Raw genomic sequence first — 25,179 nt, 5'->3', positions numbered from 1 at the left:
GCGCTCTTAGCTCAGTTGGTTAGAGCACCACCTTGACATGGTGGGGGTCGATGGTTCGAGTCCATTAGAGCGCACCAAGTGCGTCCGTAGCTCAGTTGGTTAGAGCACCACCTTGACATGGTGGGGGTCGGTGGTTCGAGTCCACTCGGACGCACCAAATTTGATATGCGCTCTTAGCTCAGTTGGTTAGAGCACCACCTTGACATGGTGGGGGTCGATGGTTCGAGTCCATTAGAGCGCACCACTCTTTTACGTCCTTTCTTCTTTTGCGCAACAACCCCTTTCTTGATTTACATTACCTTTAGTGACTGTTTTTCGATTGGTTTTCGCATACTTAGTGATTATACTGGCGGCGTTGTTTACTTGAAAGGTTTCAGCGACTACGTGCTTATGACGATAACTAAGATTGTTTGCGCAACAACGTCACGGTGGTTAACCCGGCTAACCACGCAACTTCCCTGCACGCCTGGCCTTCGTCACCTATTCTTATCTTGTACCGCCCTTATCGCTTTCAACCAGAGTTCTCATTTCGGTGCGCTGTCATCGAAATCCTGTTTCTCATCCATCACAACTTACAGATAACCCGTCATGAAAAAGACTAAGATCGTTTGTACTATCGGCCCAAAAACCGAATCCGAAGAGATGCTGACCCAGCTGCTTGAAGCAGGCATGAACGTTATGCGTCTTAACTTCTCTCACGGTGACTATGCAGAACACGGCCAGCGTATTACTAACATGCGTGCCGTGACGAAAAAAACCGGTATTCCTGCGGCTATTCTGTTGGATACGAAAGGCCCGGAAATCCGTACCATGAAGCTGGAAGGTGGCAACGATGTGTCCCTGAAAGCCGGTCAAACCTTTACCTTTACTACCGACCAGAGCGTGATTGGTAACAGCGAGCGCGTTGCCGTTACCTACTCAGGTTTTGCCAACGATCTCAAAATCGGTAACACCGTGCTGGTCGATGATGGTCTGATCGGCATGCAGGTCACCGAAGTCACTGAGAACAGCGTCGTCTGTGAAGTCCTCAACAACGGCGATCTGGGCGAAAACAAAGGCGTTAACCTGCCTGGCGTTTCTATTCAGTTGCCTGCGCTGGCGGAAAAAGACAAACGCGACCTGATTTTTGGGTGCGAGCAAGGCGTTGATTTTGTCGCGGCGTCGTTCATCCGTAAACGTTCAGACGTGCTGGAAATCCGTGAGCACCTGAAGCAGCACGGCGGCGAACACATTCAAATCATCTCTAAGATTGAAAACCAGGAAGGCCTGAATAACTTCGATGAAATCCTCGAAGCCTCTGACGGCATCATGGTTGCGCGTGGCGATCTGGGCGTGGAAATCCCGGTTGAAGAAGTGATCTTCGCGCAGAAGATGATGATCAAAAAATGTAATAAGGCCCGTAAAGTCGTGATCACCGCGACACAGATGTTGGATTCGATGATTAAGAACCCACGTCCAACCCGCGCTGAAGCCGGCGACGTGGCTAACGCCATCCTTGATGGTACTGATGCCGTTATGCTTTCCGGAGAGAGTGCTAAAGGTCGCTATCCGCTGGAATCGGTAACGATTATGGCCACTATCTGTGAACGCACCGATCGTGTGATGAAGCCGCGTATCGACGGTCAGAATGACAGCCGTAAGCTGCGCATTACTGAAGCTGTCTGCCGTGGTGCCGTTGAGACAGCGGAAAAACTGGAAGCGCCCCTGATTGTCGTCGCAACGGAAGGCGGTAAATCAGCCAAGGCCGTGCGTAAGTACTTCCCGAACGCAACCATCCTGGCATTGACGACCAATGCCACCACGGCCCGCCAGTTGATTCTGAGCAAAGGTATTGAGACACGTATGGTCAGCGAAATCGCCTCTACCGATGATTTCTATCATCTGGGTAAACAAGCGGCGCTGGAAAGCGGTTTCGCTCAGAAAGGTGATGTTGTGGTGCTGGTTTCCGGTGCGCTGGTCCCAAGCGGAACCACCAATACGGCGTCGGTGCACGTTCTGTAATAGCGCATTTAACGCCTCTTTTTTAAAAAGCGCCTTAAAAGGCGCTTTTTTATTGGCTAAACAATTGCGATTCTGTAAAACCTCAGCCTAAAGTCACAATAAAAATGCCCTTAAAATTAAGGTTAATCCGATTAAATCTCTCTGTTTTAGCTAAATTTTTTTACGTTCATCTTCAATTCGCTGTTTCTTTGAGCGAACGATCATGTTTAAGCATGTTCTTATCAAAAAATTATTCTCAAGTTAAAAAGCTTTGTGTAATACTTGTAACGCTACATGGAGATTAACTCAATCTAGAGGGTATAAATAATGAATCGTACTAAACTGGTACTGGGCGCGGTAATTCTGGGTTCAACTCTGCTGGCTGGTTGCTCAAGCAACGCTAAAATCGACCAGCTGTCTTCAGACGTTCAGACTCTGAACGCTAAAGTTGACCAGCTGAGCAACGACGTGAACGCAGTGCGTTCTGACGTTCAGGCTGCTAAAGACGACGCAGCTCGCGCTAACCAGCGTCTGGACAACCAGGCTCACTCTTACCGTAAGTAAGAGTTCTGGTTTTAAAAATGGTGCCCTTGTGGCACCATTTTTTTTGCCTGCTATTCAACGGTCAAGGCTCGCGCGCTCCCCTCTTCAGCCGTCTCAGGGCGACGATAAGACCGCAGCCTCATTCTGCACCGGCTCTCCCGCACTGACCAGTACAGGCATCCCTGAGCGACGCATCAGGGTGGCTTTGATCAATGCCCCGTCACTCTGCTCGCTTTTCATAAACGTCCTGAAGCCACCACTGAGCGCGATTGGCGCGGTTTGCGGATCATCCTTCTCACTGTGCGACAGCGGCTGATGCACCTCGACATAACGTTTACCATCGGGTTCAACGCTGTATTTCACCGGCTGATTGATAATTTGTACCCGCGTGCCAACCGGCACTGCATTATAGAGCGCCTCGATATCCTCAGTACGTAAGCGAATGCATCCTGAACTCACGCGCATACCGATACCAAAGTTCGCGTTGGTGCCGTGGATAAGGTACTGCCCCGTACCACGGGCCATACGCAGCGCATGCAGCCCCATAGGGTTATCCGGGCCAGCTGGGAACACGGCGGGCAGCGTGATGCCCTCTTTGGCGTAACGCTTGCGGATATTCGCCGTTGGCGTCCAGGTGGGATTGGGGATTTTCTGACTGATACTGGTCACCATGATGGGCGTCATTATCCCTAACTGGCCAATGCCAATGGGATACACGATGACTTTGTTTTCGCCTTTCGGATAGTAGTACAAACGCAGTTCGGCCATGTTAACCACGATGCCTTCGCGCGGCGTATCCGGCAAAATCATTTGTAGCGGAACGGTGAGTTGGGTGCCCGGCTTCGGTAACCAGGGATCGGTGCCGGGATTCGCTTCTAACATCCCCAGCAAGCCCACCTGGTAACGCGCAGCAATGTCTTCCAGCGGGCGTTTGTTATCCGGCACCTGCGTCAGAACATTTTCACCTATCAGGCGACTGTCAGGTGGCGGTAGCGGGTATTCCGTGGCAAAAACGGGTGCAGAGAGCCCAAAACAGGTCAGCAGCAATGCACCAGCTAAACACAAAGCAGGTTTCATGCGGTTTTCTCGTCAGATAGTAAAAAGACGCCGGATGGCGTCTTTGGAGTGTATCTTAGCTGAGGTTCTGAGCGGTATGGCGAATTGCCTTAATCATCGCTTCCAGCCCCTGCGAACGCGTTGGCGTGAGGTGCTGAACAAGGGCCAGTTCGCCGAACCAGTGGCGAACATCCAGTGCCACGATCTCAGCGGGTTGCAGATTTTGATAGAGACTAAATACGATAGCTATCAATCCCTTAACAATAGCTGCATCACTGTCACCTTCAAAGCCGATGGTGCCATCTGCCTGCGGCGTCATTTTGATCCACACCTGGCTCTGACAGCCGGTAATGGCATGTTCAGGCTGGTGCAGTGTTTCAGATGATTCCGGGAGTTTGGCACCCAACTCAATGATGTACAGATACTTCTCTTCCCAGTTGGCGCAACGATTGAAGTTGCGCACCAGTTTCTCTTTTTCTGGCAACGTCGCCATTAATCACTCCGTTTACTCTGCTCAACCGCCCAGCAGACGATGAATACGCGTCAACCCAGCCGCCAGGCGATCGACCTCTTCTTCACTGTTATAAAAGGTGAACGACGCGCGGCACATCGCCGGGACCTGATAGTGGCGCAGTAGCGGCATAGCACAATGATGTCCGGTACGAATCGCAATACCGTACTGATCAAGGAAGCTGCCGACGTCAAACGCGTGGTGTTTGCCAAGGTTAAAGGCAATCACGCCTGCGCGCTGCTGCGGACCGTATATCTGAATATCAGGCACGGATGAGAGTTTATCAAGGGCATAGTTGATCAGGGCCGTTTCGCGCTGATGGATGGTATCCAGACCCAGCGCCTGCACGTAGTCCAGCGCCGCACCCAGCCCGATGATTCCGCCGGTGTTTGGCGTACCGGCTTCAAAACGCCAGGGCGCGGTATTCCAGGTGGTGCCGGTGGGCAGCAGCACTTCACCAATCATCGATCCCCCGCCTTCCCAGGGTGGCATCGCATCCAGAAGGGCCTTACGACCATAAAGCACGCCAATACCATTTGGGCCATAGAGCTTATGGGCGGAGAAGACATAGAAGTCGCAGTCGATATCCTGCACGTCGACCTTGTCATGCATCACGGCCTGAGCGCCATCAATGAGCGTAACCAGACCAGCGGCCTTCGCCTGCGCAACGATAGCTTTAACCGGGTTTACGGTGCCCAGCACGTTTGAAACGTGCGTAACCGCCAGCAGCCGGGTCCGGCTGTCAATTAATCCAGCCAGTTGCGCCAGGGCCAGCTCACCGTTGTCAGTGAGCGGCAGTACCCGGATCTCTGCTCCACAGCGCTCTGCCACCATCTGCCAGGGCACGATATTCGCGTGGTGTTCCATCTGGGTGATGATCAGATTATCACCAGGCTGGAGCTGACTGCCGCCCCAGCTGTTCGCGACCAGGTTGATGCCTTCCGTCGTACCCTTTACAAAGACGATCTCTTCCGACGACGATGCATTGAGAAAACGTGCCGCCTGTTCACGAACGTTTTCCATGTCGCTGGTCGCCTGCTGGCTGAGCGTATGGATACCACGGTGCACGGCCGCATAGCCGTGCTGGTAAAAATGACTTTCGGCATTGATGACCGACAAAGGGCGCTGTGCGCTGGCCGCGCTGTCAAGGTAGGCCAGCGGATGACCGTTGACCTCACGCTTCAGAACGGGGAAATCCGCCCTGATACGCTCGAGATCGAAGTGCATCATGAGTCGTCTCCTGGAAAGCGCTGCGCAATGCGCTGCAGCACAGCCTGTCGCAGCACCGGGTTTTCCAGCGTTTCGGTCAACTCGGCAGCAAAGGCATGAATGATCATGGTTTGCGCCGCGTCCTGATCAATACCGCGCGAGCGCAGATAGAACATCTGTTCGTCATCAATACGGCCCACGGTCGCGCCGTGGCTGCACTTCACATCATCCGCATAAATTTCCAGCTGCGGTTTGGTGTCGACTTCTGCCAGACGGCCTAATAACAGGTTGTTATTGGTCATCTGTCCGTCTGTTTTCAGTGCATGCTGAGCCACTTTGATATGGCCGTTAAATACGGCACGCCCTTTATCACGCACGATGGTTTTGTGCATCTGACGACTCAGGCAGTGGCCTTTGTTGTGTTCAAGATAGGTGCGGGTATCCGCCACTTCCTGATTCACCGGCAGCACCAGGCTGTTCAGGGACAGCTGAGTATTTTCACCATTGAGCTGCGTACTGGTATTGTGACGGCTTAAGCCGGCACCCAGTAAGAAGCTGGTACTGGTGACTTGCGCATCACGATTAATGACGATGTCGTTATGGGCAAAGTGATAGCTTTTGGTGCTTTCAAAGGCCAGCTTGGTGTGCTTGAGCCTGGCATTGTCCGCGACTGCAAACGTAAAACGGGCACCGGTAAAATGCGCGCTGTCGTTCAGCGTCACAAAGTGCTCGATCACTTCAGCTTCAGCGCTCTCTTCCAGTTGCAGATGGTGACGATGATGCACGGTATTCATGCCGTCGTCTTTGCCGCTGGTGATGTGCAGCAGATAAAGCGGACGTGCTGCTGCCTTTCCGCGCGCCAGGCGAATACAGGTCACTTCTTCAGCCAGGCTTTCGGTCAGATGCAGGAAAATTTCTGGCTGAACAGCCGCAGGCAAATCACGACGTTCGGCCGCTACGCTGTGCTGAATCTCAAACAGTTCAGTATCACGCGTACTCAGCGCAGGCTGGAATTTACCGTCAACAAACACCAGACGGATCGCATCCAGCGCCAGGGCCAGTTCGTCAACCTGCGAGGCGCTGAGTTCATGCGCGTCGGGCAACACAAAGTGCTGCGCCAGCAGGCCATCCAGCGGGGTGTATTTCCAGTTTTCATGTTTGCGGGTGGGCAAACCCAAACGCATTAGCTGCTGCCAGTGTTGCTGAGCCTGCATTGAACGCATTTCACCGCGTGATTCAAACAGGTGGTGCCACTGTTGCAGCGCAGAATCACTCTTCGTCGGTAAGCCAGCCATAGCCCTGCTCCTCCAACTGTTTCACCAGCGAGAAGTCGCCAGATTTTATGATTTTGCCCTGATACAGCACGTGCACGAAGTCTGGCTTGATGTAATCCAGAATACGCTGGTAGTGCGTCACGATAATGAATGCACGCTTTTCGTTGCGCAGGCTGTTTACGCCGTTGGCCACGATTTTCAGGGCATCGATATCCAGACCAGAGTCGGTTTCATCGAGAATGCACAGATCGGGTTCCAGTGCGGCCATCTGCAGGATATCGTTACGTTTCTTCTCGCCACCGGAGAAGCCAACGTTAACGGAACGCGTCAGCAAATCTTCTGGCATCTGCAGTAGATCAATTTTTTCTTCAATGAAGTCCTGGAAATCAAAGCGATCCAGCTCGTCCTGCTGACGATATTTGCGCACCGCATTCACGGAGGTCTGCAGGAAAAACTGGTTGCTGACGCCGGGAATTTCAACCGGGTACTGGAAAGCCATAAAGATACCTTCGCCTGCACGTTCCTCAGGTTCCAGCTCCAGCAGGTCTTTGCCCTTAAAGGTGACTGAACCGCCGGTCACTTCATAGTCTTCACGGCCGGCTAAGGTCGCAGACAGCGTACTTTTACCCGAACCGTTTGGTCCCATGATGGCGTGAACTTCACCGGGTTTAATCTCAAGGTTCAGACCACGTAAAATCGCTTTGTCTTCAACGCTAACCTGTAAATCTTTGATACTTAACATGCTTATTCCTTCACATTGCTTCCGGCAACGCGTGTGACGGCGTCAATCAGCCCACACTGTGCTCAAGGCTGATGGCTAACAGTTTTTGTGCTTCCACTGCAAATTCCAGCGGCAGCTCAGAGAATACGTCTTTACAGAAACCGTTCACGATCATTGAGATAGCATCTTCTTCACTGATGCCACGTTGCAGACAGTAGAACATCTGATCTTCGCCGATACGTGAGGTGGTCGCTTCGTGCTCCAGCTGGGCGGTATTGTTACGGGTTTCAACATACGGGAAAGTATGCGCACCGCAATCCGGGCCAATCAGCATGGAATCACACTGGGTAAAGTTACGTGCGTTGGTTGCCGTGGGCATGATTTTCACCAGGCCACGGTAGGTGTTCTGGCTTTTCCCGGCTGAGATACCTTTAGAGATGATGGTCGACCTGGTGTTTTTGCCGATGTGGATCATCTTGGTACCGGTGTCCGCCTGCTGGCGGCCGCTGGTCAGTGCCACCGAGTAAAATTCGCCCACCGAGTTATCGCCACGCAGAATACAGCTTGGGTATTTCCAGGTAATGGCCGAGCCGGTTTCCGACTGGGTCCATGACATTTTGCTGTAGTCACCTTCGCAAAGCGCGCGCTTGGTCACGAAGTTGAGAATACCGCCCTCGCCTTCGCCACCCGGGAACCAGTTCTGAACGGTGGAATATTTTACTTCCGCGTTCTTATGAATAATGACCTCGACCACCGCCGCATGAAGCTGGTAAGTATCACGCACGGGCGCAGAGCAGCCTTCGATATAGCTGACGTAGCTGTCTTCATCTGCAATCAGAATCGTACGTTCAAACTGACCGGTTTTCGCGGCGTTGATACGGAAATAGGTCGACAGCTCCATCGGGCAACGCACCCCTTTCGGGATGTAGACGAAGGTACCGTCAGACGCCACGGCAGAGTTCAGTGCAGCAAAGAAGTTGTCGTTGGGTGGCACCACCGTACCCAGATACTTTTTCACCAGTTCGGGATGATCGTGGATGGCTTCGCCAAACGAACAGAAGATAATCCCCTGCTCTGCCAGCTTGCCACGATAGGTGGTCGACACGGAGACGGAGTCAAAAATGGCGTCAACCGCCACTTCTTTGCCTTCACGTACCGGAACGCCTAACTGATTAAACGCGTTCTCAACTTCCTGCGTCAGATAATCACTGGCAGGTGCGCTACCGGATGCCTGAGTCGCGCCGGGTTCGGAGGCGCAGGTGTCATCGCAGTTTCCGCACGATGGCGCGGAATAGTAGCTGTAATCCTGATAATCAAGCTTTTCGTAATGGGCTTTCAGCCAGTGTGGCTCTTCCATTTCCAGCCAGGCACGAAAGGCTTTAAGACGAAACTCCAGCATCCACTCTGGCTCGTTACGCTTAGCCGAAATCGCCCGCACCACATCTTCATTGATGCCGTTGGCAAATTCTTCGGTTTGCAATTGGGTAAAGAAGCCCTCTTTGTAATTGAGCTTACCTTCCCACATTTGTACATCGTCAGATGTTTCGCTGTGTCGTGACATATTTCACTTACTCGACGCCAAAGCTTTCACCGCACCCGCAGGCGTGCTGAGCTTTAGGGTTATTGAATTTAAAAATCTGATTCAGGCCTTCGCGGACATAGTCCACTTCGGTGCCATCGATAAATGGCATTGCCTGAAGCGGCACAAACAGCGTTGCGCCGTAGTAGGAAAACTGCAGATCATCATCTTCTGGCTGCTTCACCAGATCCATCACATAACCAAAACCGGCACAGCCGGATTGTTTAATTGCTAAACGCAGGCCCTTGACTTCTGGGTTTTCTGCGGCCAGATTTAGAATTTGTTTCGCTGCGGTTTCAGTCAGCGTTAACCCTTTCCACACATAATCGTCGGGTGAGAAAGAGTCTGCATTCACGGATGACATGTTGATACCTCTTGAGTCCGGACCTTTTCAGGCTATCCCCCTATGGTAGTGATCTTACAAATCACTTCAACCTCTTGTTTTGCAGGGATAATCATAAGGTGCTGTTTTTGACAGCGCATTTATTAAGCATAGTCGTTTCAGGCAGGCTTGCAGTGGCAAGCGCTGGACGAAATACGGTGCTGTAACCTGTTAATAATTCGTGAATTTTTAAATAACCACTTTAGGATAACGCCCTTATTGATAGGTTACGCCTTTCTGGCTTGTAAACAGATTGTTATTTCCGATTATACCGACAGGTGAGATAAATCGAAAAAAATTTCTTCCTGGGTGATTGCAATCCCGTCATGGATGAATATGATAATCATTATCATTCAATATTGAGGCGCGTTATGTCGTTATCCGTTTCCGCCTGGCTTCAGCATAAACTTGATGAATACCGATTTTCGGTACGCGATCTCACCGTCGACTTCTACCTGGCTCAGGCCAAACTTAACCGGGCTGAATGTACCCTTCAGCAACTGCGTCAGTTTAATGATACCTGCCTGGATATGGCAGAGATCTGCCAGCTAAATGGCGATGACCAGAGTTATCTGCATGCGATGGGCAAACTTCACCACCGACTGGTGGACGAAATGCAAAACCCTGACCGCGATCGCCTGTTTCGTCTTCAGGCTTACCAACTGGCAAGGCTGTCTCTGACTCAGCTTTGCCACCAGCTTGCCCGCTGCGGTGAATGGGAACAGGCCACCCTGTTGCAGCGTGAATTTGTCCGTCACGCAGGCTGGATATTCTAATCCAACCTGCGATCGGCGTCGCCTACCCGTTTTACACTAATTCAAGCAGTGCCTGAAGCGGATGACGCATCCCGTTGCCCTCTACCCGTTTGACCTGACTGCGGCAGGAAAAACCGGTTGCCAGGCAGCGTTGACGCGGGAGTTTTTGCAACTGTGGATGCCATGACAGCGCATAAATCCCCAGCGAATTCTCCAGATTCTGGCTTTCGTGACCATAGGTGCCTGCCATTCCGCAGCAGCCCACGTTAATGTTTTCGAGCTTTGCGCCGAAGCGCGAGAAAATCGCTTGCCACTGACCGGGCGTTGCCGGAAGGGCCGTGACCTCCGTGCAGTGGGCAAACAGATACCATGATTCCCCGCCGGTGACCTGTACCTCACGTTCCTGCAGCGCATTCTGCAGCCACTCATGCACCAGCAACACAGTAAAGTCACCGCGGGCCTCGCCCAGCGTCTGACGATACTCATCGCGGTAACACAGCACCGTTGCCGGATCGATCCCCACCATCGGCATCCCCAGCTTTGCCACACGATTCAGGAAATCGGCAGTTTTACTGGCCGTGCGGGCAAAGCGTTGTAAAAAGCCTTTCACGTGCTGCGCTTTGCCGTTAGGCGTGAACGGCAGCAGAACCGGCTGATAACCCAGTTTTTCAATCAGCGTAATAAAATCGTGCACCAGCCTGGCTTCATAGAAGCTGGTGAAGGGGTCCTGCACCACCAGCACTTTTTTGGCTCGCTGTGTGTCACTGAGCGCTTCAAGCTGCTCCAGCGTCATATTCATGGCCGGGTGCCCGCTCAACTGCTGCTTGAGCGTCGGCGATGACAGTAACGGCAAGTCGACCATGCCGATGTGCGTTTTACTGAAGGAAGAGGCCCAGGGCTGCTTCAGAAAAAAGTTAAACACGCCCGGCGCTTTTGCCATGAGTGGCGCATAGCTTTCGACCGCTGCGACCAGGTGGTCGCTGATCGGGCGCAGATAGCGCGTATGGTAGAGCTGTAAAAAGCGGGAACGAAAATCCGGGACGTCAATCTTAATCGGGCACTGGGTGGAACAGGCTTTACAGGCCAGGCAACCTGACATCGCCTCCTTCACCTCATGTGAAAAGTCATATTCCCCTTTATTCGCATACCAGGTATTGCGCATTCTGCTTATCAGCGCGCGGAGCGACAGAGTATTTTCCGGCAGCTTTTTCTCCAGCATCAGCGGATCAACCCCCTGCTCCGCCAGTAAACGCAGCCATTCCCGCGTTAAGGTCGCGCGCCCTTTGGGCGAGTGAATGCGGTTACGGGTGATTTTCATGGAGGGGCACATCGGGCTGCGGGCATCAAAATTAAAGCATAGTCCGTTGCCATTACACTCCAGCGCGCCACGCCAGGTTTCACGCACCTGAAGGGGAATCTGGCGATCGTAGCTGCCACGCTTGGTCGCATCGACCTGCATCATTGCCGCATCGCTGTCGAACGGTGTACAAATCTTGCCGGGATTAAGTCGGTTATCGGGATCGAAGGCGGCTTTGATGCGGCGCAGCTCATTAAACAGCGTTTCACCAAAAAACGCCGGGCTGTACTGTGCGCGGAAGCCCTTGCCATGTTCGCCCCAAAGCAGGCCACCATAGCGTGCGGTTAAGGCAACCACCTCATCGGAAATTTGCTTCATCATCATTTCCTGATGAGGATCGCACATATCCAGTGCCGGGCGGACGTGAAGCACGCCGGCATCCACATGACCAAACATGCCATAACTCAGGCCATGGCTGTCCAGAAGCGCACGGAACTCGACGATATAATCGGCAAGATGTTCAGGTGGAACGGCCGTGTCTTCAACAAACGGGATCGGCTTGGCACGCCCTTTGGCATTGCCAAGTAAACCCACGGCTTTTTTACGCATGTTGTAGATGCGCTCGATCCCATCAAGATCGTCACAGAGCTGGTAGCCGATAACGCCGCCCTGCTGCGCTGCCATTAAGGTATCCAGACGGGCACAAAGCTGCGTCATTTGCCGATCGATCTGCTGGGCATCATCTCCGGCAAACTCCACAATATTCAGCCCCAGCATCTCTTTATCCGGAATATCCGTAATCAGCTCGCGTACGGAGTGCCAGACAATGTCTTCCCGCGCCAGATTCAGGACTTTGGAGTCAACCGTTTCTACCGACAGCGCCTGGGCTTCTACCATCAGCGGCGCGTTACGTAGCGCGGAATCGAAAGCGTCATACTTGATATTGACGACGCGCCGCACTTTGGGCAGAGGCGTAATATCCAGACGGGCTTCAGTGATAAACGCCAGCGTTCCTTCCGCGCCACATAACAGCCGCGTCAGGTCAAAGGTCTGCATATCATCGCTAAACACATGGCGCAGATCGTAACCGGTCAGGAAACGGTTAAGTTTGGGAAACTTTTCCAGAATCAGTTCGCGATGTTCACGGCAACGAGTCAGTACCTGCTGATAAATCCGGCCTTCGGGGGTTGGCGTTTGCGCCAGATGCTCTGCCAGCGCGGTGGGTACCGGCCGGGTATCCAGAATATCCCCGCCGAGCAGCACGGCCCGCAGGCCCAAAACATGGTCAGAGGTTTTGCCGTAGACCAGCGAACCCTGCCCGGATGCATCGGTGTTAATCATCCCGCCGAGCGTGGCTCGGTTACTGGTCGATAACTCTGGCGAAAAGAAGAAGCCAAAAGGTTTCAGGTAAGCATTAAGCTGGTCTTTTACCACGCCGGCTTCAACGCGTACCCATCCCTGTTCGGTATTGATCTCCAGGATGCGGTTCATGTGGCGCGACATGTCGACAATAATGCCCTGATTCAGCGACTGGCCGTTGGTGCCGGTGCCACCGCCGCGCGGGGTAAAGACCAGGCCTGAAAAGGGCGCTTCACCCGCAAGCCGGGCTATCAGGGCAACATCTGCCGTGGAACGCGGGAAAAGCACCGCATCGGGCAGAAGCTGATAGATGCTGTTGTCGGTGGAAAGCGAAAGTCTGTCGGCGTAACTGGTGGCGGTATCGCCAGTGAAACCCTGCGCTTTGAGGGTTTCAAGAAATGTCAGCACCCGCTGGATAAGACCCGGTGCCTGAGAAATCTGTGGGATCATTATTATGTGACCAAAGATGTTGGGTAGGTTTGCGTCTGTATCTTGCTTTACGCCTCAGTTTTATCACATTTCCAACGGCGCTGTCGTTTTTTCAGGGGAAGCTGAAACCATTTCTTTACAAGCCTGTATAAACGCCATGAAATGGCTCATGATTATGGGGCTCCGTTATCCCCTGAGTTGACGGATTCCAATGAGGTAATGCCTAAGATGAAAAGCCTGGAACGGCAGATAGATCTTCCCCAAATGTTATTCACATTGATGTTCATTTTACTCTTAATCGCCGCCTGTTTATGGGTGGTTCAGCCGTTCATATTGGGCTTTGCCTGGGCAAGCATGGTGGTCATCGCCACCTGGCCACTGATGCTGAAAATTCAGCGGCTGCTCTGGGGACAGCGCTTTCTGGCGGTGATTGTTATGACCATTCTGCTGCTGCTGTTGTTTATTATTCCGGTTGCCCTGCTGGTTAACAGCCTGATCGATAACAGCGCACCGGTTATCGCCTGGGCAACCCAGGGACATATGTTGCCAACCCTGAGCTGGCTTAACGATATTCCCATGGTGGGCGAGAAGCTGTATGCCAGTTACCAAAAACTGGTGGCGGGCGGCGGCGCGGCCATCATGGCAAAACTGCAGCCCTATGTGGGCCGCACCACCGGCTTCTTTGTTGCGCAGGCCGGACACTTTGGCCGCTTTATGATTCATCTGGCCGTGATGCTGCTGTTCAGCGTGCTGCTGTACTGGCGCGGTGAGCAAGCGGCGCTGGGTATTCGTCATTTTGCCTGGCGCATGGCGGGCAGACGGGGTGATGCCGCTGTGTTGCTGGCCGGACAGGCCGTACGCGCCGTCGCGCTGGGCGTGGTCGTTACCGCGCTGGTACAGGGCGTTCTGGGCGGCATCGGGCTGGCAGTCTCTGGCATCCCCTATGCCACCCTGCTGACCGTGTTGATGATTCTCTGTTGCCTGGTGCAAATCGGTCCTCTGCTGGTGCTGGTTCCCGCCATTATTTATCTCTACTGGAGTGGAGATACCACCTGGGGCACGGTACTGCTGATCTGGAGTTGCGTGGTCGGTACGCTGGATAACATTCTGCGTCCAGTGCTGATTCGCATGGGCGCGGATCTCCCCCTGATTTTGATTCTGTCCGGCGTCATCGGGGGATTAATCGCCTTCGGTATGATTGGCCTGTTTATTGGACCGGTTGTGCTGGCCGTTTCTTATCGACTGGTCTCCGTCTGGATGCATGAAGTGCCCGCCCCGAGCGCCGATCCCCTGCGGGTCGCAAAGGAATCATCCGAAGAACAGCCCTGATTCTTGATTTTATATGATTAGTAGTCGTTAAGTTGGCTGGCTGATTAAGATATCGCCAGCCATTTTTTCATTAGCGGATTTTAAGATAAAACGCATATTTCACGTCACTGGCCCATTCCTCACGCTAAAATGATTACTTTCTAAACATAATAACGGTCCGAAACGCTCTAGCCAGTCGTCAAAATATTATGTCCTTTAAACTAATAAGAGGATTCTTAAAGACGCCAGCGTGCCGTGTGAATAACATATTTCCTATGTTGGAAATCAACTTACTGGTTTCTAAACACCCTAATTTCCCCTGAGTAGCGTAAAGAATTGCTGTGTGTAGTCTTTGCCCATCCCCTGTGATGGGCTTTTTTTTGCCTGTCGAAAAGTGAAACCAAAAAGGCCAGCATTCGCTGGCCTTCAGGCAATAATCTTACCAATAACCTCAGGCGGTTTTGTTCAGGGCCGCCAGGCTTAACCAGGTTTCAACAACGGTATCCGGATTCAGTGACAGGCTGTCAATGCCCTGCTCCATTAACCAGGCAGCAAAATCCTGATGGTCGGAAGGTCCCTGACCACATATCCCAACGTATTTCCCCTGTTTTTTCGCCGCCTGAATTGCCATGGACAGTAACGCTTTTACCGCCTCATTCCGTTCATCAAACAAAGCTGAGACGACCCCGGAATCGCGATCCAGCCCCAGCGCCAGCTGAGTCATGTCATTAGATCCAATGGAGAAACCGTCAAAGTGTTGTAAGAACTGCTCGGCCAACAGCGCATTCGACGGTATTTCACACATCATAATGACCTTAAGCCCGTTCTCTCCGCGCTTCAGCCCCTGGCGACCTAACTCCTCCACCACCGCCTGAGCCTGATCGACCGTACGCACAAACGGCACCATGATCTCGACGTTGGTCAGTCCCATCTCGTTTCGTACCCGCTTCACCGCTTCGCACTCCAGCGCAAAACAGTCACGGAAGCTTTCGGACACGTAACGGCCCGCGCCACGGAATCCCAGCATCGGGTTCTCTTCTTCCGGTTCGTAACGTTCCCCACCCACCAGATTGGCGTATTCATTAGTTTTAAAATCCGACAGGCGCACAATCACCCGTTTTGGTGCGAAAGCCGCGCCCAGCGTCGCGATCCCTTCGGTCAGGCGAGCAATGTAGAACTCAACCGGATCGTCGAAGCCTTTCATCAACTGACGAATTTGCTTCTGCAACTCGGGGGTTTGCTGATCAAACTCCAGTAACGCTTTGGGGTGCACGCCAATCATGCGGTTGATGATAAATTCCAGACGCGCCAGCCCGACACCTTCGTTCGGCAGGCAGGCGAAATCAAAGGCGCGATCCGGGTTACCCACGTTCATCATGATCTTAAGCGGCAAATCCGGCATGGTATCGACCTGCGAACTGGTGACATCGAAGTCGAGCAGTTCGTCATAGACATAGCCAGTATCGCCTTCTGCACAGGAAACGGTGACGTTGTGGCCTTCTTTGAGGCGCTCTGTGGCATCGCCGCATCCCACTACCGCTGGAATACCCAGCTCACGCGCGATAATCGCAGCATGACAGGTACGGCCGCCGCGATTGGTCACAATGGCTGAGGCCTTTTTCATGATCGGTTCCCAGTCGGGATCGGTCATATCCGTCACCAGCACGTCGCCTTTTTCAATGCGGTTCATCTCGCTGATATCATGAATGACCTTAACCGGACCAGCACCAATACGGTGACCGATAGCGCGGCCCTCAATCACCACATTACCCTGCCCTTGCAGGCTGTAACGCTCCATCACCTGACCATTGGAACGCACAGTTTCAGGGCGCGCCTGGACGATAAACAGCTTGCCGGTATGGCCGTCTTTAGCCCACTCGATATCCATCGGACGTTTGTAGTGTTGCTCAATCAGCACCGCCTGATGGGCCAGCGCCTCAACTTCGTCATCGCTCAGACAGAAACGGTCGCGCTCGGCTTCCGCAACGTCTTCGATGCGCACCTGCTCGCCATGTTCCCGTGAGTCGGCGTAAACCATCCGCACTTTTTTCGAGCCCATGTTGCGACGCACGATGGCAGGACGTTTCGCGGCCAGCGTCGGCTTGTGCACATAAAACTCGTCAGGATTCACCGCTCCCTGCACCACCATTTCGCCCAGGCCCAGCGCGGCGGTAATAAACACCACCTGATCAAAGCCTGATTCCGTATCAATGGTGAACATCACACCGGATGAGGCCAGGTCAGACCGCACCATGCGCTGAATCCCCGCCGACAGCGCCACGCCGCGATGATCGTAGCCCTGATGGACGCGGTAAGAGATGGCACGGTCATTAAACAGCGAGGCATAAACGTGTTTCACCGCCACCATGACTGACTCAATACCCTGCACGTTCAGGAAGGTTTCCTGCTGTCCGGCGAAGGACGCATCAGGCATATCTTCAGCGGTGGCGGATGAACGCACGGCGAAGGACGCGTCTGCATCATCCGCAGAAAGTTGGTCATATGCCGAAAGAATGGCAGCTTCGAGTTCTGGCTGGAATGGGGTTTCGACTACCCACTGGCGTATTTGTTTACCTGCTTTCGCCAGTTGATCAACATCATCAATATTGGTGTCATCCAGCAAAGCATAGATACGCTGGTTCAGACCGCTCTGCTCAAGAAACTGATTAAAGGCCCAGGAAGTGGTGGCAAAACCATTCGGTACTGACACACCTAAAGATGACAAATTGGTAATCATCTCACCCAGAGAGGCATTTTTGCCCCCCACCCGATCAACATCATGCATGCCAAGCTGGTTGTACCAAAGTACTAAGGGCTGTTCGCCTTTATTGGACATTGAACTGATCCTTTATTAATGAATGGGCACATGGAAAATCCTGCTATTAACACATTCAGCCTGGCATAACGTCTGACGAAACACGATCTGTTGAATCGTTAAAGCAGATTCTCTGAGGCAGTTTCAGAATTGCGCCTTGTTTTTTGCAACGTTGCGCAAAGCAATCGTTTCTCAATAACACATTGATAATAAATCACTTATTATTTTTAGCGTCGCATATACCGCTTTTGTTGTTGCGCAACACGCGCCGCCCGTGTTTATCGCCAAAGGCCACGAGGTGAGGAAATATGCAGGCAGGAACAGGGATAGCCTTAGGCCGAAAAGGGAAAACCGGCTGGCACAGAATGAGAGAGCTACACTTGCGCCTGAAGGCATGGTTATATTGACTGAACCATCCAATTTTTATCACGACTTCTCTGCCCGAGGCACGACTCATGACCACTGACAGAAGCGTTTTCTATATTTCCGACGGCACAGCAATTACAGCCGAAGTGCTGGGCCACGCCGTGTTATCTCAGTTTCCGGTAAATACCACCAGCGTCACCCTGCCGTTTGTTGAAAACGTGCAGCGTGCGCAGGCGGTTAAGGCGCAAATCAATGCGCTTTACCAGCAAAGTGGCGTGCGCCCGTTGGTATTTTTTTCCATTGTGACGCCTGAAGTACGCGACATCATTGTTCAGAGTGAAGGCTTTTGTCAGGACATTGTCCAGGCGCTGGTCGCCCCACTTCAGCAGGAGCTGGGCCTGTCACCGGCACCGGTCGCGCACCGAACGCACGGGCTTGATGCCAGCAATCTGGGTAAATATGACGCCCGTATCGCGGCGATTGATTACACCCTGGCGCACGATGACGGCATCTCTCTGCGCGGTCTGGAAGATGCGCAGGTGATCCTGGTTGGCGTTTCCCGCTGTGGCAAAACGCCAACCAGCCTGTATCTGGCGATGCAGTTTGGTATCCGTGCTGCTAACTATCCGTTTATCGCCGACGACATGGATAATCTGAAATTGCCCCCCGCCCTGCGTCAGCATCAACACAAATTGTTTGGCCTGACAATCGACCCGGAACGCCTGGCGGCTATCCGACAGGAACGTGCGGAAAATACCCGTTATGCTTCTCTGCGCCAGTGTCGGCTCGAAGTGGGCGAAGTCGAAGCGCTGTTTCGCACTCACCAGATTCGCTATCTCAACAGTACCAATTATTCCGTGGAAGAGATCGCCACCAAAATCCTCGACATTATGGGCCTGACGCGCCGCATGTATTAATGATCCCCAGGCGGCGGAGCTGTAACGCGCCGCTGCCGCAATTTTACCGTGCATTGTCACGTTGTGGCTTGAATTCACAGGCTAATGGTTTATTGTGACCATCATCACTTCCCGGTATTTCACCGCTGCGAAGACAAAGCTTAGAGAACAACATGAATAAAACTGACGAACTGCGCACGGCGCGCATTGGCAGCCTGATTTCCCCTGCCAGTCTGGCAGCAGAACATCCGCTTTCACCTGCCATGGCCGACAACATCACCGCCGCACGCAAACGTATTGCCCGCATCCTCACAGGCGACGATCCCCGTTTACTGGTCGTCATCGGCCCCTGCTCCCTGCATGATCCGGTCGCCGCGCTGGACTACGCTCAGCGTTTAGTTGCCCTACGTGAACGTTATCAGGATCGGCTGGAAATCGTGATGCGCACCTATTTCGAAAAACCGCGTACGGTGGTCGGCTGGAAAGGCCTGATATCCGATCCCGACCTGGACGGCAGCTTTGATGTGAATCGCGGCATCAGTATTGCCCGCAAGCTTCTGATTGATATCAACGCGCTGGGCTTGCCGACCGCCACCGAATTCCTGGATATGGTGATCGGCCAGTTTATTGCTGACCTGATTAGCTGGGGCGCCATTGGTGCACGCACCACAGAAAGCCAGATCCACCGTGAAATGGCGTCGGCGCTCTCCTGCCCGGTCGGTTTTAAAAACGGTACGGATGGAAACGTGCGTATTGCCGTGGATGCCATTCGTGCATCCCGTGCCAGCCATATGTTTCTGTCGCCGGATAAGCAAGGTCAGATGACCATTTACCAGACCAGCGGTAACCCGCATGGCCATGTCATCTTACGAGGCGGTAAGCAGCCCAACTATCATGCCAGCGACGTAGCCGACGCCGCTGCCTGTTTAGATGAATTCGGTCTGTCGCCACAGTTGGTCATCGATTTCAGCCACGGCAACTGCCTGAAGCAACATCGCCGTCAGCGTGACGTCGCCATCGACGTCGCCGAACAGATTAAAAGCGGTTCGCGTGCGGTCGCCGGCGTGATGATTGAGAGTTTTATCGAGGAAGGCAATCAGAAAGTGGTGAGCGGTGAACCCCTGACCTACGGCCAGTCGATCACCGATCCCTGCCTGAACTGGCAAGACAGCGAAGACGTGCTCGCGCTGTTAGCGGACGCCGTTTCTCACCGTCTGTAAATCAGCTGGAGCAGCTTACCTCCAGCGTTTTGCCCCAGTCCGGCGGCCGTTGACGATATTCAGCGGCCGTCGCGTCACTAAAAGGCTGTTGAAGCGCCTGATGTAAACGCGCCAGTGCCCCGCTTTCGCCCTGTTCCGCCTCGTCTATGGCCTGTTGAGCAAGATAGTTACGCAGCACCACGGCGGGATTGGCCGCTTTCATCGCCTGCTGCCGTTCAGCATCGCCGATCTGCTCCTGCAATAAGCGGTTACGGTAATGCTGATACCAACGGTCAAAGGCGGGACGATCGATGAATTCATCTCGCAGCGGCGAACGGCTCTCAGCCTGCTGGGTCTCACTCAACAAACGAAACGTCAGCGTATAATCGCTGCGTTCCTGACTCATCAGGCCGAGCAAACCGGTCAGAATGTCATTATCGCCGGCATCTGCTGTCAGCAAGCCCAGTTTTGCCCGCATCCGCTCTCCCCATTCGCGCATCAGCTCATTTTCATAACCGCTCAGCGCCTGCCGGAGCTGTTCAGTCGTCAGCAACCCTGACAGCGCATGGGCCAGACGATTAAGATTCCACAAGCCAATCATGGGCTGATTTTCGAAGCTGTAGCGCCCTTGATAATCGCTGTGATTGCAGATGTAGTCTGGCTGGTAGTCATCCAGGAATCCGTAAGGACCGTAGTCGATGGTCAGACCGAGGATCGACATATTATCGGTATTCATTACACCATGAGCGAAGCCCACGCTTTGCCACTGAGCAATCAGCCGTGCAGTGCGCAGCACAATATCGGAAAACCACAGTTGATAACGATCGGCCTCGTCGACCAGGTGCGGCCAGTGATGACGAATGGCATAGTCCGCCAACTGCCTGACCTGTTCAGGTTGCTGGCTATAGAAGAAGTGCTCAAAATGACCAAAGCGTAGATGGCCTGGTGCAATGCGCATCAACATCGCGCCGCGTTCGGCGGTTTCGCGGTAAACGGGTTCATCGCTGATGGCAACGCTCAGCGCGCGCGTGGTAGGAATGCCCAGATGATGCAGCGCCTCAGAAGCCAGAAACTCGCGCACCGTTGACCGGACAACAGCCCGGCCATCGCCCATTCGTGAATACGGCGTCAGCCCTGCGCCTTTCAGATGCCAGTCGAGCCGGCGGCCGTCGTCCAGGTATTGTTCACCCAGTAACATACCGCGGCCATCGCCCAGTTGACCTGCCCAGACGCCAAACTGATGCCCGCTGTAAACCTGAGCCAGCGGTTGCATGCCAGGCAACAGCGCGGCGCCATACCAAACGCCATGCCCCTGCCCGGCAAAAAGATCGCTGTCCAGCGCCATCTCATTCGCCAGCGCTGCGTTGTGGTACAACAGTCGACCGCCTGCAAGCGGCGTAGGATGTAACGCGGTGTAGCTGCCCGGAAGCTCACGGAACCAGCTATTGTCAAAGACCATTATTTCTCCCCAACGACACCGGGTATCGTGTGATAAAACCCACAGTGTAGCGTTGATGGCCAGGATTGGACAGGCGACAGTCGTGCGGGTATCAGGGCGTGTGCAGGAATTGTTCGGAGTAGATTAAGGTCTCGAAGGCGTCTGATTTTACGACCGGAAACAGCGAGCCCTGGAGATGGACATTGCTGAGTTGACTCACCTTATCCAGTAACATTTCATCATCCACACCGCAAATAATCATCCGATCACAATGGGGCCGGAAATTATCGATGATGCTTTGCATAAATGGTAAAAAAGAAGCACGTTTAGAAAGGGCGTGAATAAAGTGTTTATCCAGCCTGATGCAGCTAAACAGATTATCGTAAACCGCTGTTGTCGATGATTTCCCTGCGCCAAAGTGGGACAAGGACAATTTAAACTCACGATTTAATGCCGCGATTAATGGATTATTTTTTCCCAAATTTAGCGAGAGAAACGTTTCGCTGATATCGAGCATTAAAAAAGGAAGCTGTTTTATTTTACGGGTCACAAACTCACTTTCGAGAAGGGTGTTCGCCATGCCTTCATCCACAGGCATAAAAGCCAGTAGGTGATGGCTTTCGAAAAACGTCTGGTGCTTTTCCAGCAGGGAAATCTGACGCTGCAGCAGGCGCAGGCGCTGTGTTTCATCGAGCTGAGGCAACAGGACATCCTGCGGCAACGTGATCGGCGCACTCTCATGCACGAACTGTGTAGCCAGCTCAATTGCGGTTAAGTGCCCTTCCTGAGAGCAGGCGGCATAAAACCAAATTTCCGACTGATAGTCGGCAGATAGGTGAATTTTCATTTTACAGCCAGAATATGTGGCGATAGTGCATCGTATATGATTAAAAACAGGCTGGCAATAGTAGCAAAGGACTGATGAGATGGATATTTTTATCGCTTCATTATCGTTAGGCTAAAAAAATAAACCTTAAGCCAAATAAATTCCCAAATAATTCTGTTAACGATGAAAAACATTCTTAGGTCCGGCGGTATAAATAAAAAGAGTAAGTTAAATCCGAATGAGTAATAATTTTTCAGGTCCGCTATTTTTCTGATTTAACCCCTACAAATCTGCTGGGCTTGCAGGCAGAAAATTAGATGCGGCGCGCCTGCCAAAATACTTTTCGCCAGTAGACATTATCCAGCGAAGAGCGAATCACCCCCTGGCTGGTGGAGGCATGAATGAAAGCGTTATCCGTATCATAAATGCCTACGTGCAAGCCATTCTCGCCGCTGCCGGTTTTGAAGAACACCAGGTCACCGGGCAAGAGGTCATCTTTGCTGATGCGCGTTCCAATGTCGCTTTGTGCCGCGGTGGTGCGTGGAAGTTGCAGATCAAACTTATCGCGGAATGTCAGGTAAACAAAGCCAGAGCAGTCCACGCCACCGCGGCTCATCCCGCCATAACGGTAAGGCGTTCCTCGCCAGTTACCCAGTTGATCGTTAAGTTGCGCTATTACAGTGATGGAGTCAGAGAGGCGACCATTAATGGGCGGCGCATGATGGCTACAGCCCACCAACAGCAAAACGAATAACAGCAACCCCGTGCGCATCACAGCTCATCCTTAATAAATAATAACCAAATTACTGTAGCGGCAAAGCGCGCCAGGTGGCAAGTATCAGGGCAAAACAGTCAGCAGAGGCCGACCGTCTAACATTAACTGGCGGAACGGAATGCCATACAGGGGCGAAAGCTGTTCCGGCCGAAGGACGTCTGCTGGCTCACCCTGTAATACCACCTGGCCCTGATGTAACAACCAAACCTGCGTTGCGTGCCATAAACTGTGGTTAAGGTCGTGGCTGCTGGCGACCACGCAAACGCCAGCCTGGCAGAGTTCACCAATCAGATCATCGACCGCTTTCTGCTGCGCAATATCCAGCGCCGTCATGGGTTCATCCAGGATCAGCAACTGACCATGGGCGTTGATCTGCGGATCGATTTGCACCATGACCGCAGCAATCCGCACCCGCTGCCACTCTCCACCGGAGAGCCGGGTCAATGGCCAGGCTAATTTGTCATCCAGTTGCAGCCGCGACAGTATTGAGGCTAACCGAGCGTCGTGAGGTAAAGCGGGAGACGGGAGATGCAGGCGAAGATAGTGATAAACCGGCATCTGTCCCGGGGGCAACTGTTGCTGGGGCAGCCAGCTGCGCACCCTGGCCAGCGCCGGGCCTTTCCAACTGGACAGCGGGTTATTCAGAAGCGTCGCCTTGCCGGTAACGGGTTCCAGTCCGGCCAGCGCGGAGAGCAAAGTACTCTTCCCTGCGCCATTCGGCCCCACCAGATGCACCCACTGCCCGGCCTGCAGGGTGCCAGTTACCGGTTGCAGCCGTCCGGGAACGGCTGCATTTTCCAGGCTCAGCAACATTTATTTTGCCAGTGCCTGCTTGATGGTTTCGAGAATAATCGGATCTTCTGGTGACATATCCGGAGAGAAACGCTGAATGACACTGCCATCCCGACCAATCAGGAATTTTTCGAAGTTCCACAGGATATCGCCTGGGACTTTGGGCGCACGTCCTTTACTTTCCATGCGCTCATAAAAACCACTCTCTTCCGGGCGAACCGCCTCAGGTTTTGCCGCCACCAGCTGTGCATAAAGCGGGTGACGATGCTCACCATTGACGTCACACTTTTCGAACATCGGAAAGGTCACACCATACGTGGTGCTGCAAAAGGTTTTGATCTCTTCACTACTGCCCGGCTCCTGCTCCAGAAACTGGTTGCAGGGGAAACCCAGCACGCTGAAGCCCTGCTCATGCCAGGCTTTATGAATGTTTTCCAGCGCTTCATATTGTGGCGTTAAGCCGCACTTAGAGGCCACGTTAACGACCAGCAGCACCTGTCCCTGCCAGGATGACAGCGAGGTTTTCTCACCATCCAGTGTAACCAGTTCAGTTTGATAAATGCTCATACGGAGTTCCTGTGGTTAATGCAAGTATGCCAGCTAAAGCTGACGCGACGATTTGACTAACAGTACGATAAACAGCGGTGCGCCCAGGGTTGCCGTGACGACACCGATAGGTAACTCGGCAGAAACCAGCGCCAGGCGGGCAATAATATCGGCGCCAAGCAACACGCTGGCTCCCGCCAGCGCGGAGGCTGGCAACAGGGCACGGTGATCGTTCAGGCCTGCCAGCCGCAGCAGATGGGGAATCACCAGACCAACAAAGCCGATTGCCCCGGCAAGGGCAACGCTGACCCCGACCAGCCAGCCCATCGCTAATACCAGTAAATTACGCCAGTAAAACAGGGACAGCCCCAACTGGCGTGCTGAGGTTTCCCCCAGCGCTAACAGGTTGAGTACCCTGGCCGCCGAGGTTAACGCCAGGATAACCGGCAGCAGCGCCAGCATCATCCAGCCATAGCGCCAGTCGATGCCGCTGAAGCCGCCCATCATCCAGTACATTAACTGTCGCAGGTCGAGGCTGCTGCTGAAATACACCGCCCAGGTCATGATGGCGCTGCAGATAATGCCCAGCGCCACGCCAGTAAGCAGCAAACGCGTGACGGATAAGTGACGATGGGCAAAGTGCAGCAGGATAAGCGTGATCACCAGCGCACCGGCCATCGCCGAAACGCTGAGGCTCCAGAGTGAACCGCCGCCAAACAGCACCGCCGCCACCAGACCAATGCCCGCGCCGTTGGAGACGCCAAGCAGCCCCGGTTCGGCCAGGGGATTAGTAAACAGCGCCTGCATGACAACGCCGCTCAGCGCCAGCGCCGCGCCAACCAGTATGACCGCAAGGCTGCGCGGCAGGCGAAGCTGACCGACGAACAGTCTGCCGCTGTCGCTAAACCACTGGGATGGGCTTATCCAGCTTTCACCCGCACACAGGCTGATCATAAATAAGACAAGCAACGTGCCACTCAGACCCAAAAGCCAGGTCCTGCTGCGACGATCGCGTTGAAGCGCAAGTTGTTCAAGCTGGGACATAAGCCGGATTAGCCAGGATAACAGAGGGTTGATTGTAAAAGGATTGCAAAAAAAAGAAATGAAAAAGGCCGCTTGCGCG

21 protein-coding genes, 3 tRNA genes and 1 other RNA gene are annotated in these 25,179 nt (G+C 53.3%); 10 read left to right on the top strand and 15 right to left on the bottom strand.

Features of this window, described 5'->3' with window-relative positions:
* From NR177_RS19615 to NR177_RS19595, 5 genes are all read left to right on the top strand, one after another.
* Window positions 1-77, top strand: a tRNA-Val gene (locus NR177_RS19615).
* Window positions 78-80: 3 nt separating this feature from the next.
* Window positions 81-157, top strand: a tRNA-Val gene (locus NR177_RS19610).
* A gap of 10 nt (window positions 158-167) precedes the next feature.
* Window positions 168-244 (top strand) — tRNA-Val (locus tag NR177_RS19605).
* Window positions 245-588: 344 nt separating this feature from the next.
* Window positions 589-2,001, top strand: a complete 1,413-nt coding sequence (gene pykF, locus NR177_RS19600; protein ID WP_063879392.1) for a pyruvate kinase PykF — start codon at window positions 589-591, stop codon at window positions 1,999-2,001.
* Window positions 2,002-2,307: 306 nt separating this feature from the next.
* Window positions 2,308-2,544, top strand: coding sequence for a major outer membrane lipoprotein (locus NR177_RS19595; protein ID WP_006118977.1), 237 nt, complete (start codon window positions 2,308-2,310; stop codon window positions 2,542-2,544).
* Window positions 2,545-2,637: 93 nt separating this feature from the next.
* Here NR177_RS19595 and NR177_RS19590 read toward each other — a convergent pair whose 3' ends face one another.
* The 7 genes from NR177_RS19590 to sufA are packed head-to-tail and all read right to left on the bottom strand — an operon-like array spanning window position 2,638 to window position 9,237.
* Window positions 2,638-3,600 (bottom strand): L,D-transpeptidase family protein, encoded by a 963-nt coding sequence (locus NR177_RS19590; RefSeq protein WP_109716246.1) that lies wholly within the window; start codon window positions 3,598-3,600, stop codon window positions 2,638-2,640.
* Between the two features lie 55 nt (window positions 3,601-3,655).
* A complete protein-coding gene (sufE, locus tag NR177_RS19585) occupies window positions 3,656-4,072 on the bottom strand; it encodes a cysteine desulfuration protein SufE (RefSeq protein ID WP_063879390.1) in 417 nt (138 codons plus the stop codon).
* Between the two features lie 21 nt (window positions 4,073-4,093).
* Complete coding sequence (gene sufS, locus NR177_RS19580) at window positions 4,094-5,317, bottom strand: cysteine desulfurase SufS (RefSeq protein WP_256853455.1); 1,224 nt, start codon at window positions 5,315-5,317, stop codon at window positions 4,094-4,096.
* Window positions 5,317-6,594 (bottom strand): Fe-S cluster assembly protein SufD, encoded by a 1,278-nt coding sequence (gene sufD, locus NR177_RS19575; RefSeq protein WP_145393324.1) that lies wholly within the window; start codon window positions 6,592-6,594, stop codon window positions 5,317-5,319. The genes sufS and sufD overlap by 1 nt, the downstream gene beginning before the upstream one ends.
* Window positions 6,569-7,315, bottom strand: coding sequence for a Fe-S cluster assembly ATPase SufC (sufC, locus tag NR177_RS19570; protein ID WP_063879388.1), 747 nt, complete (start codon window positions 7,313-7,315; stop codon window positions 6,569-6,571). Before sufC ends, sufD begins: the two co-directional genes overlap by 26 nt.
* 46 nt (window positions 7,316-7,361) lie before the next feature.
* Complete coding sequence (gene sufB / locus NR177_RS19565; RefSeq protein WP_096012517.1) at window positions 7,362-8,855, bottom strand: Fe-S cluster assembly protein SufB; 1,494 nt, start codon at window positions 8,853-8,855, stop codon at window positions 7,362-7,364.
* A 7-nt stretch (window positions 8,856-8,862) separates the two neighbouring features.
* On the bottom strand, window positions 8,863-9,237 hold the full coding sequence (gene sufA / locus NR177_RS19560; protein ID WP_063879386.1) for a Fe-S cluster assembly scaffold SufA: 375 nt from the start codon (window positions 9,235-9,237) through the stop codon (window positions 8,863-8,865).
* Between the two features lie 389 nt (window positions 9,238-9,626).
* On the opposite strand from sufA, the gene NR177_RS19555 reads away from it, so the two are divergent.
* The gene (locus tag NR177_RS19555) at window positions 9,627-10,031 is read left to right on the top strand and encodes a hypothetical protein (RefSeq protein ID WP_063879385.1); all 405 of its coding nucleotides are present in this window, start codon (window positions 9,627-9,629) and stop codon (window positions 10,029-10,031) included.
* 31 nt (window positions 10,032-10,062) lie between these two features.
* On the opposite strand, the gene NR177_RS19550 is transcribed toward NR177_RS19555, so the two are convergent.
* Window positions 10,063-13,116: an FAD-binding and (Fe-S)-binding domain-containing protein gene (locus tag NR177_RS19550; RefSeq protein WP_256853449.1), complete on the bottom strand. Its 3,054-nt coding sequence runs from the start codon at window positions 13,114-13,116 to the stop codon at window positions 10,063-10,065.
* Between the two features lie 207 nt (window positions 13,117-13,323).
* Here NR177_RS19550 and ydiK point away from each other — a divergent pair, with 207 nt between their 5' ends.
* Window positions 13,324-14,424, top strand: coding sequence for an AI-2E family transporter YdiK (gene ydiK / locus NR177_RS19545; protein ID WP_109716243.1), 1,101 nt, complete (start codon window positions 13,324-13,326; stop codon window positions 14,422-14,424).
* A gap of 254 nt (window positions 14,425-14,678) precedes the next feature.
* Window positions 14,679-14,787, top strand: an RNA gene (gene rprA, locus NR177_RS19540) — antisense sRNA RprA.
* A 67-nt stretch (window positions 14,788-14,854) separates the two neighbouring features.
* Here the strand turns inward: rprA and ppsA are convergent.
* The gene (gene ppsA, locus NR177_RS19535; RefSeq protein ID WP_256853448.1) at window positions 14,855-17,239 is read right to left on the bottom strand and encodes a phosphoenolpyruvate synthase; all 2,385 of its coding nucleotides are present in this window, start codon (window positions 17,237-17,239) and stop codon (window positions 14,855-14,857) included.
* A gap of 434 nt (window positions 17,240-17,673) precedes the next feature.
* Between ppsA and NR177_RS19530 the strand changes: the two genes are divergently transcribed.
* Together NR177_RS19530 and NR177_RS19525 are read left to right on the top strand one after the other, a co-directional pair.
* On the top strand, window positions 17,674-18,501 hold the full coding sequence (locus NR177_RS19530) for a pyruvate, water dikinase regulatory protein (protein WP_218994614.1): 828 nt from the start codon (window positions 17,674-17,676) through the stop codon (window positions 18,499-18,501).
* A gap of 152 nt (window positions 18,502-18,653) precedes the next feature.
* Complete coding sequence (locus NR177_RS19525; RefSeq protein WP_241536609.1) at window positions 18,654-19,700, top strand: 3-deoxy-7-phosphoheptulonate synthase; 1,047 nt, start codon at window positions 18,654-18,656, stop codon at window positions 19,698-19,700.
* Window position 19,701: 1 nt separating this feature from the next.
* On the opposite strand, the gene NR177_RS19520 is transcribed toward NR177_RS19525, so the two are convergent.
* From NR177_RS19520 to btuC, 6 genes are all read right to left on the bottom strand, one after another.
* The gene (locus tag NR177_RS19520) at window positions 19,702-21,138 is read right to left on the bottom strand and encodes a protein adenylyltransferase SelO (protein ID WP_109716241.1); all 1,437 of its coding nucleotides are present in this window, start codon (window positions 21,136-21,138) and stop codon (window positions 19,702-19,704) included.
* A gap of 91 nt (window positions 21,139-21,229) precedes the next feature.
* Entirely contained in the window at window positions 21,230-21,964 is a 735-nt protein-coding gene (locus tag NR177_RS19515) for an EAL domain-containing protein (RefSeq protein ID WP_256853447.1), read from the bottom strand.
* Window positions 21,965-22,256: 292 nt separating this feature from the next.
* A complete protein-coding gene (locus tag NR177_RS19510) occupies window positions 22,257-22,715 on the bottom strand; it encodes an NlpC/P60 family protein (RefSeq protein ID WP_063879378.1) in 459 nt (152 codons plus the stop codon).
* A gap of 66 nt (window positions 22,716-22,781) precedes the next feature.
* Window positions 22,782-23,531 (bottom strand): vitamin B12 ABC transporter ATP-binding protein BtuD, encoded by a 750-nt coding sequence (gene btuD, locus NR177_RS19505; protein WP_256853446.1) that lies wholly within the window; start codon window positions 23,529-23,531, stop codon window positions 22,782-22,784.
* Complete coding sequence (locus NR177_RS19500) at window positions 23,532-24,077, bottom strand: glutathione peroxidase (protein WP_063879376.1); 546 nt, start codon at window positions 24,075-24,077, stop codon at window positions 23,532-23,534.
* A 33-nt stretch (window positions 24,078-24,110) separates the two neighbouring features.
* Window positions 24,111-25,100, bottom strand: coding sequence for a vitamin B12 ABC transporter permease BtuC (gene btuC, locus NR177_RS19495; protein ID WP_256853445.1), 990 nt, complete (start codon window positions 25,098-25,100; stop codon window positions 24,111-24,113).
* Between the last annotated feature and the right edge of the window lie 79 nt (window positions 25,101-25,179).

The organism is Pantoea sp. Fr+CA_20 (assembly GCF_024520835.1).
Taxonomy (GTDB): Bacteria; Pseudomonadota; Gammaproteobacteria; order Enterobacterales; family Enterobacteriaceae; genus Pantoea; species Pantoea allii.
The sequence above is the reverse complement of the archived record's forward strand: the minus strand, read 5'-3'. Positions and strand labels throughout refer to the sequence as shown.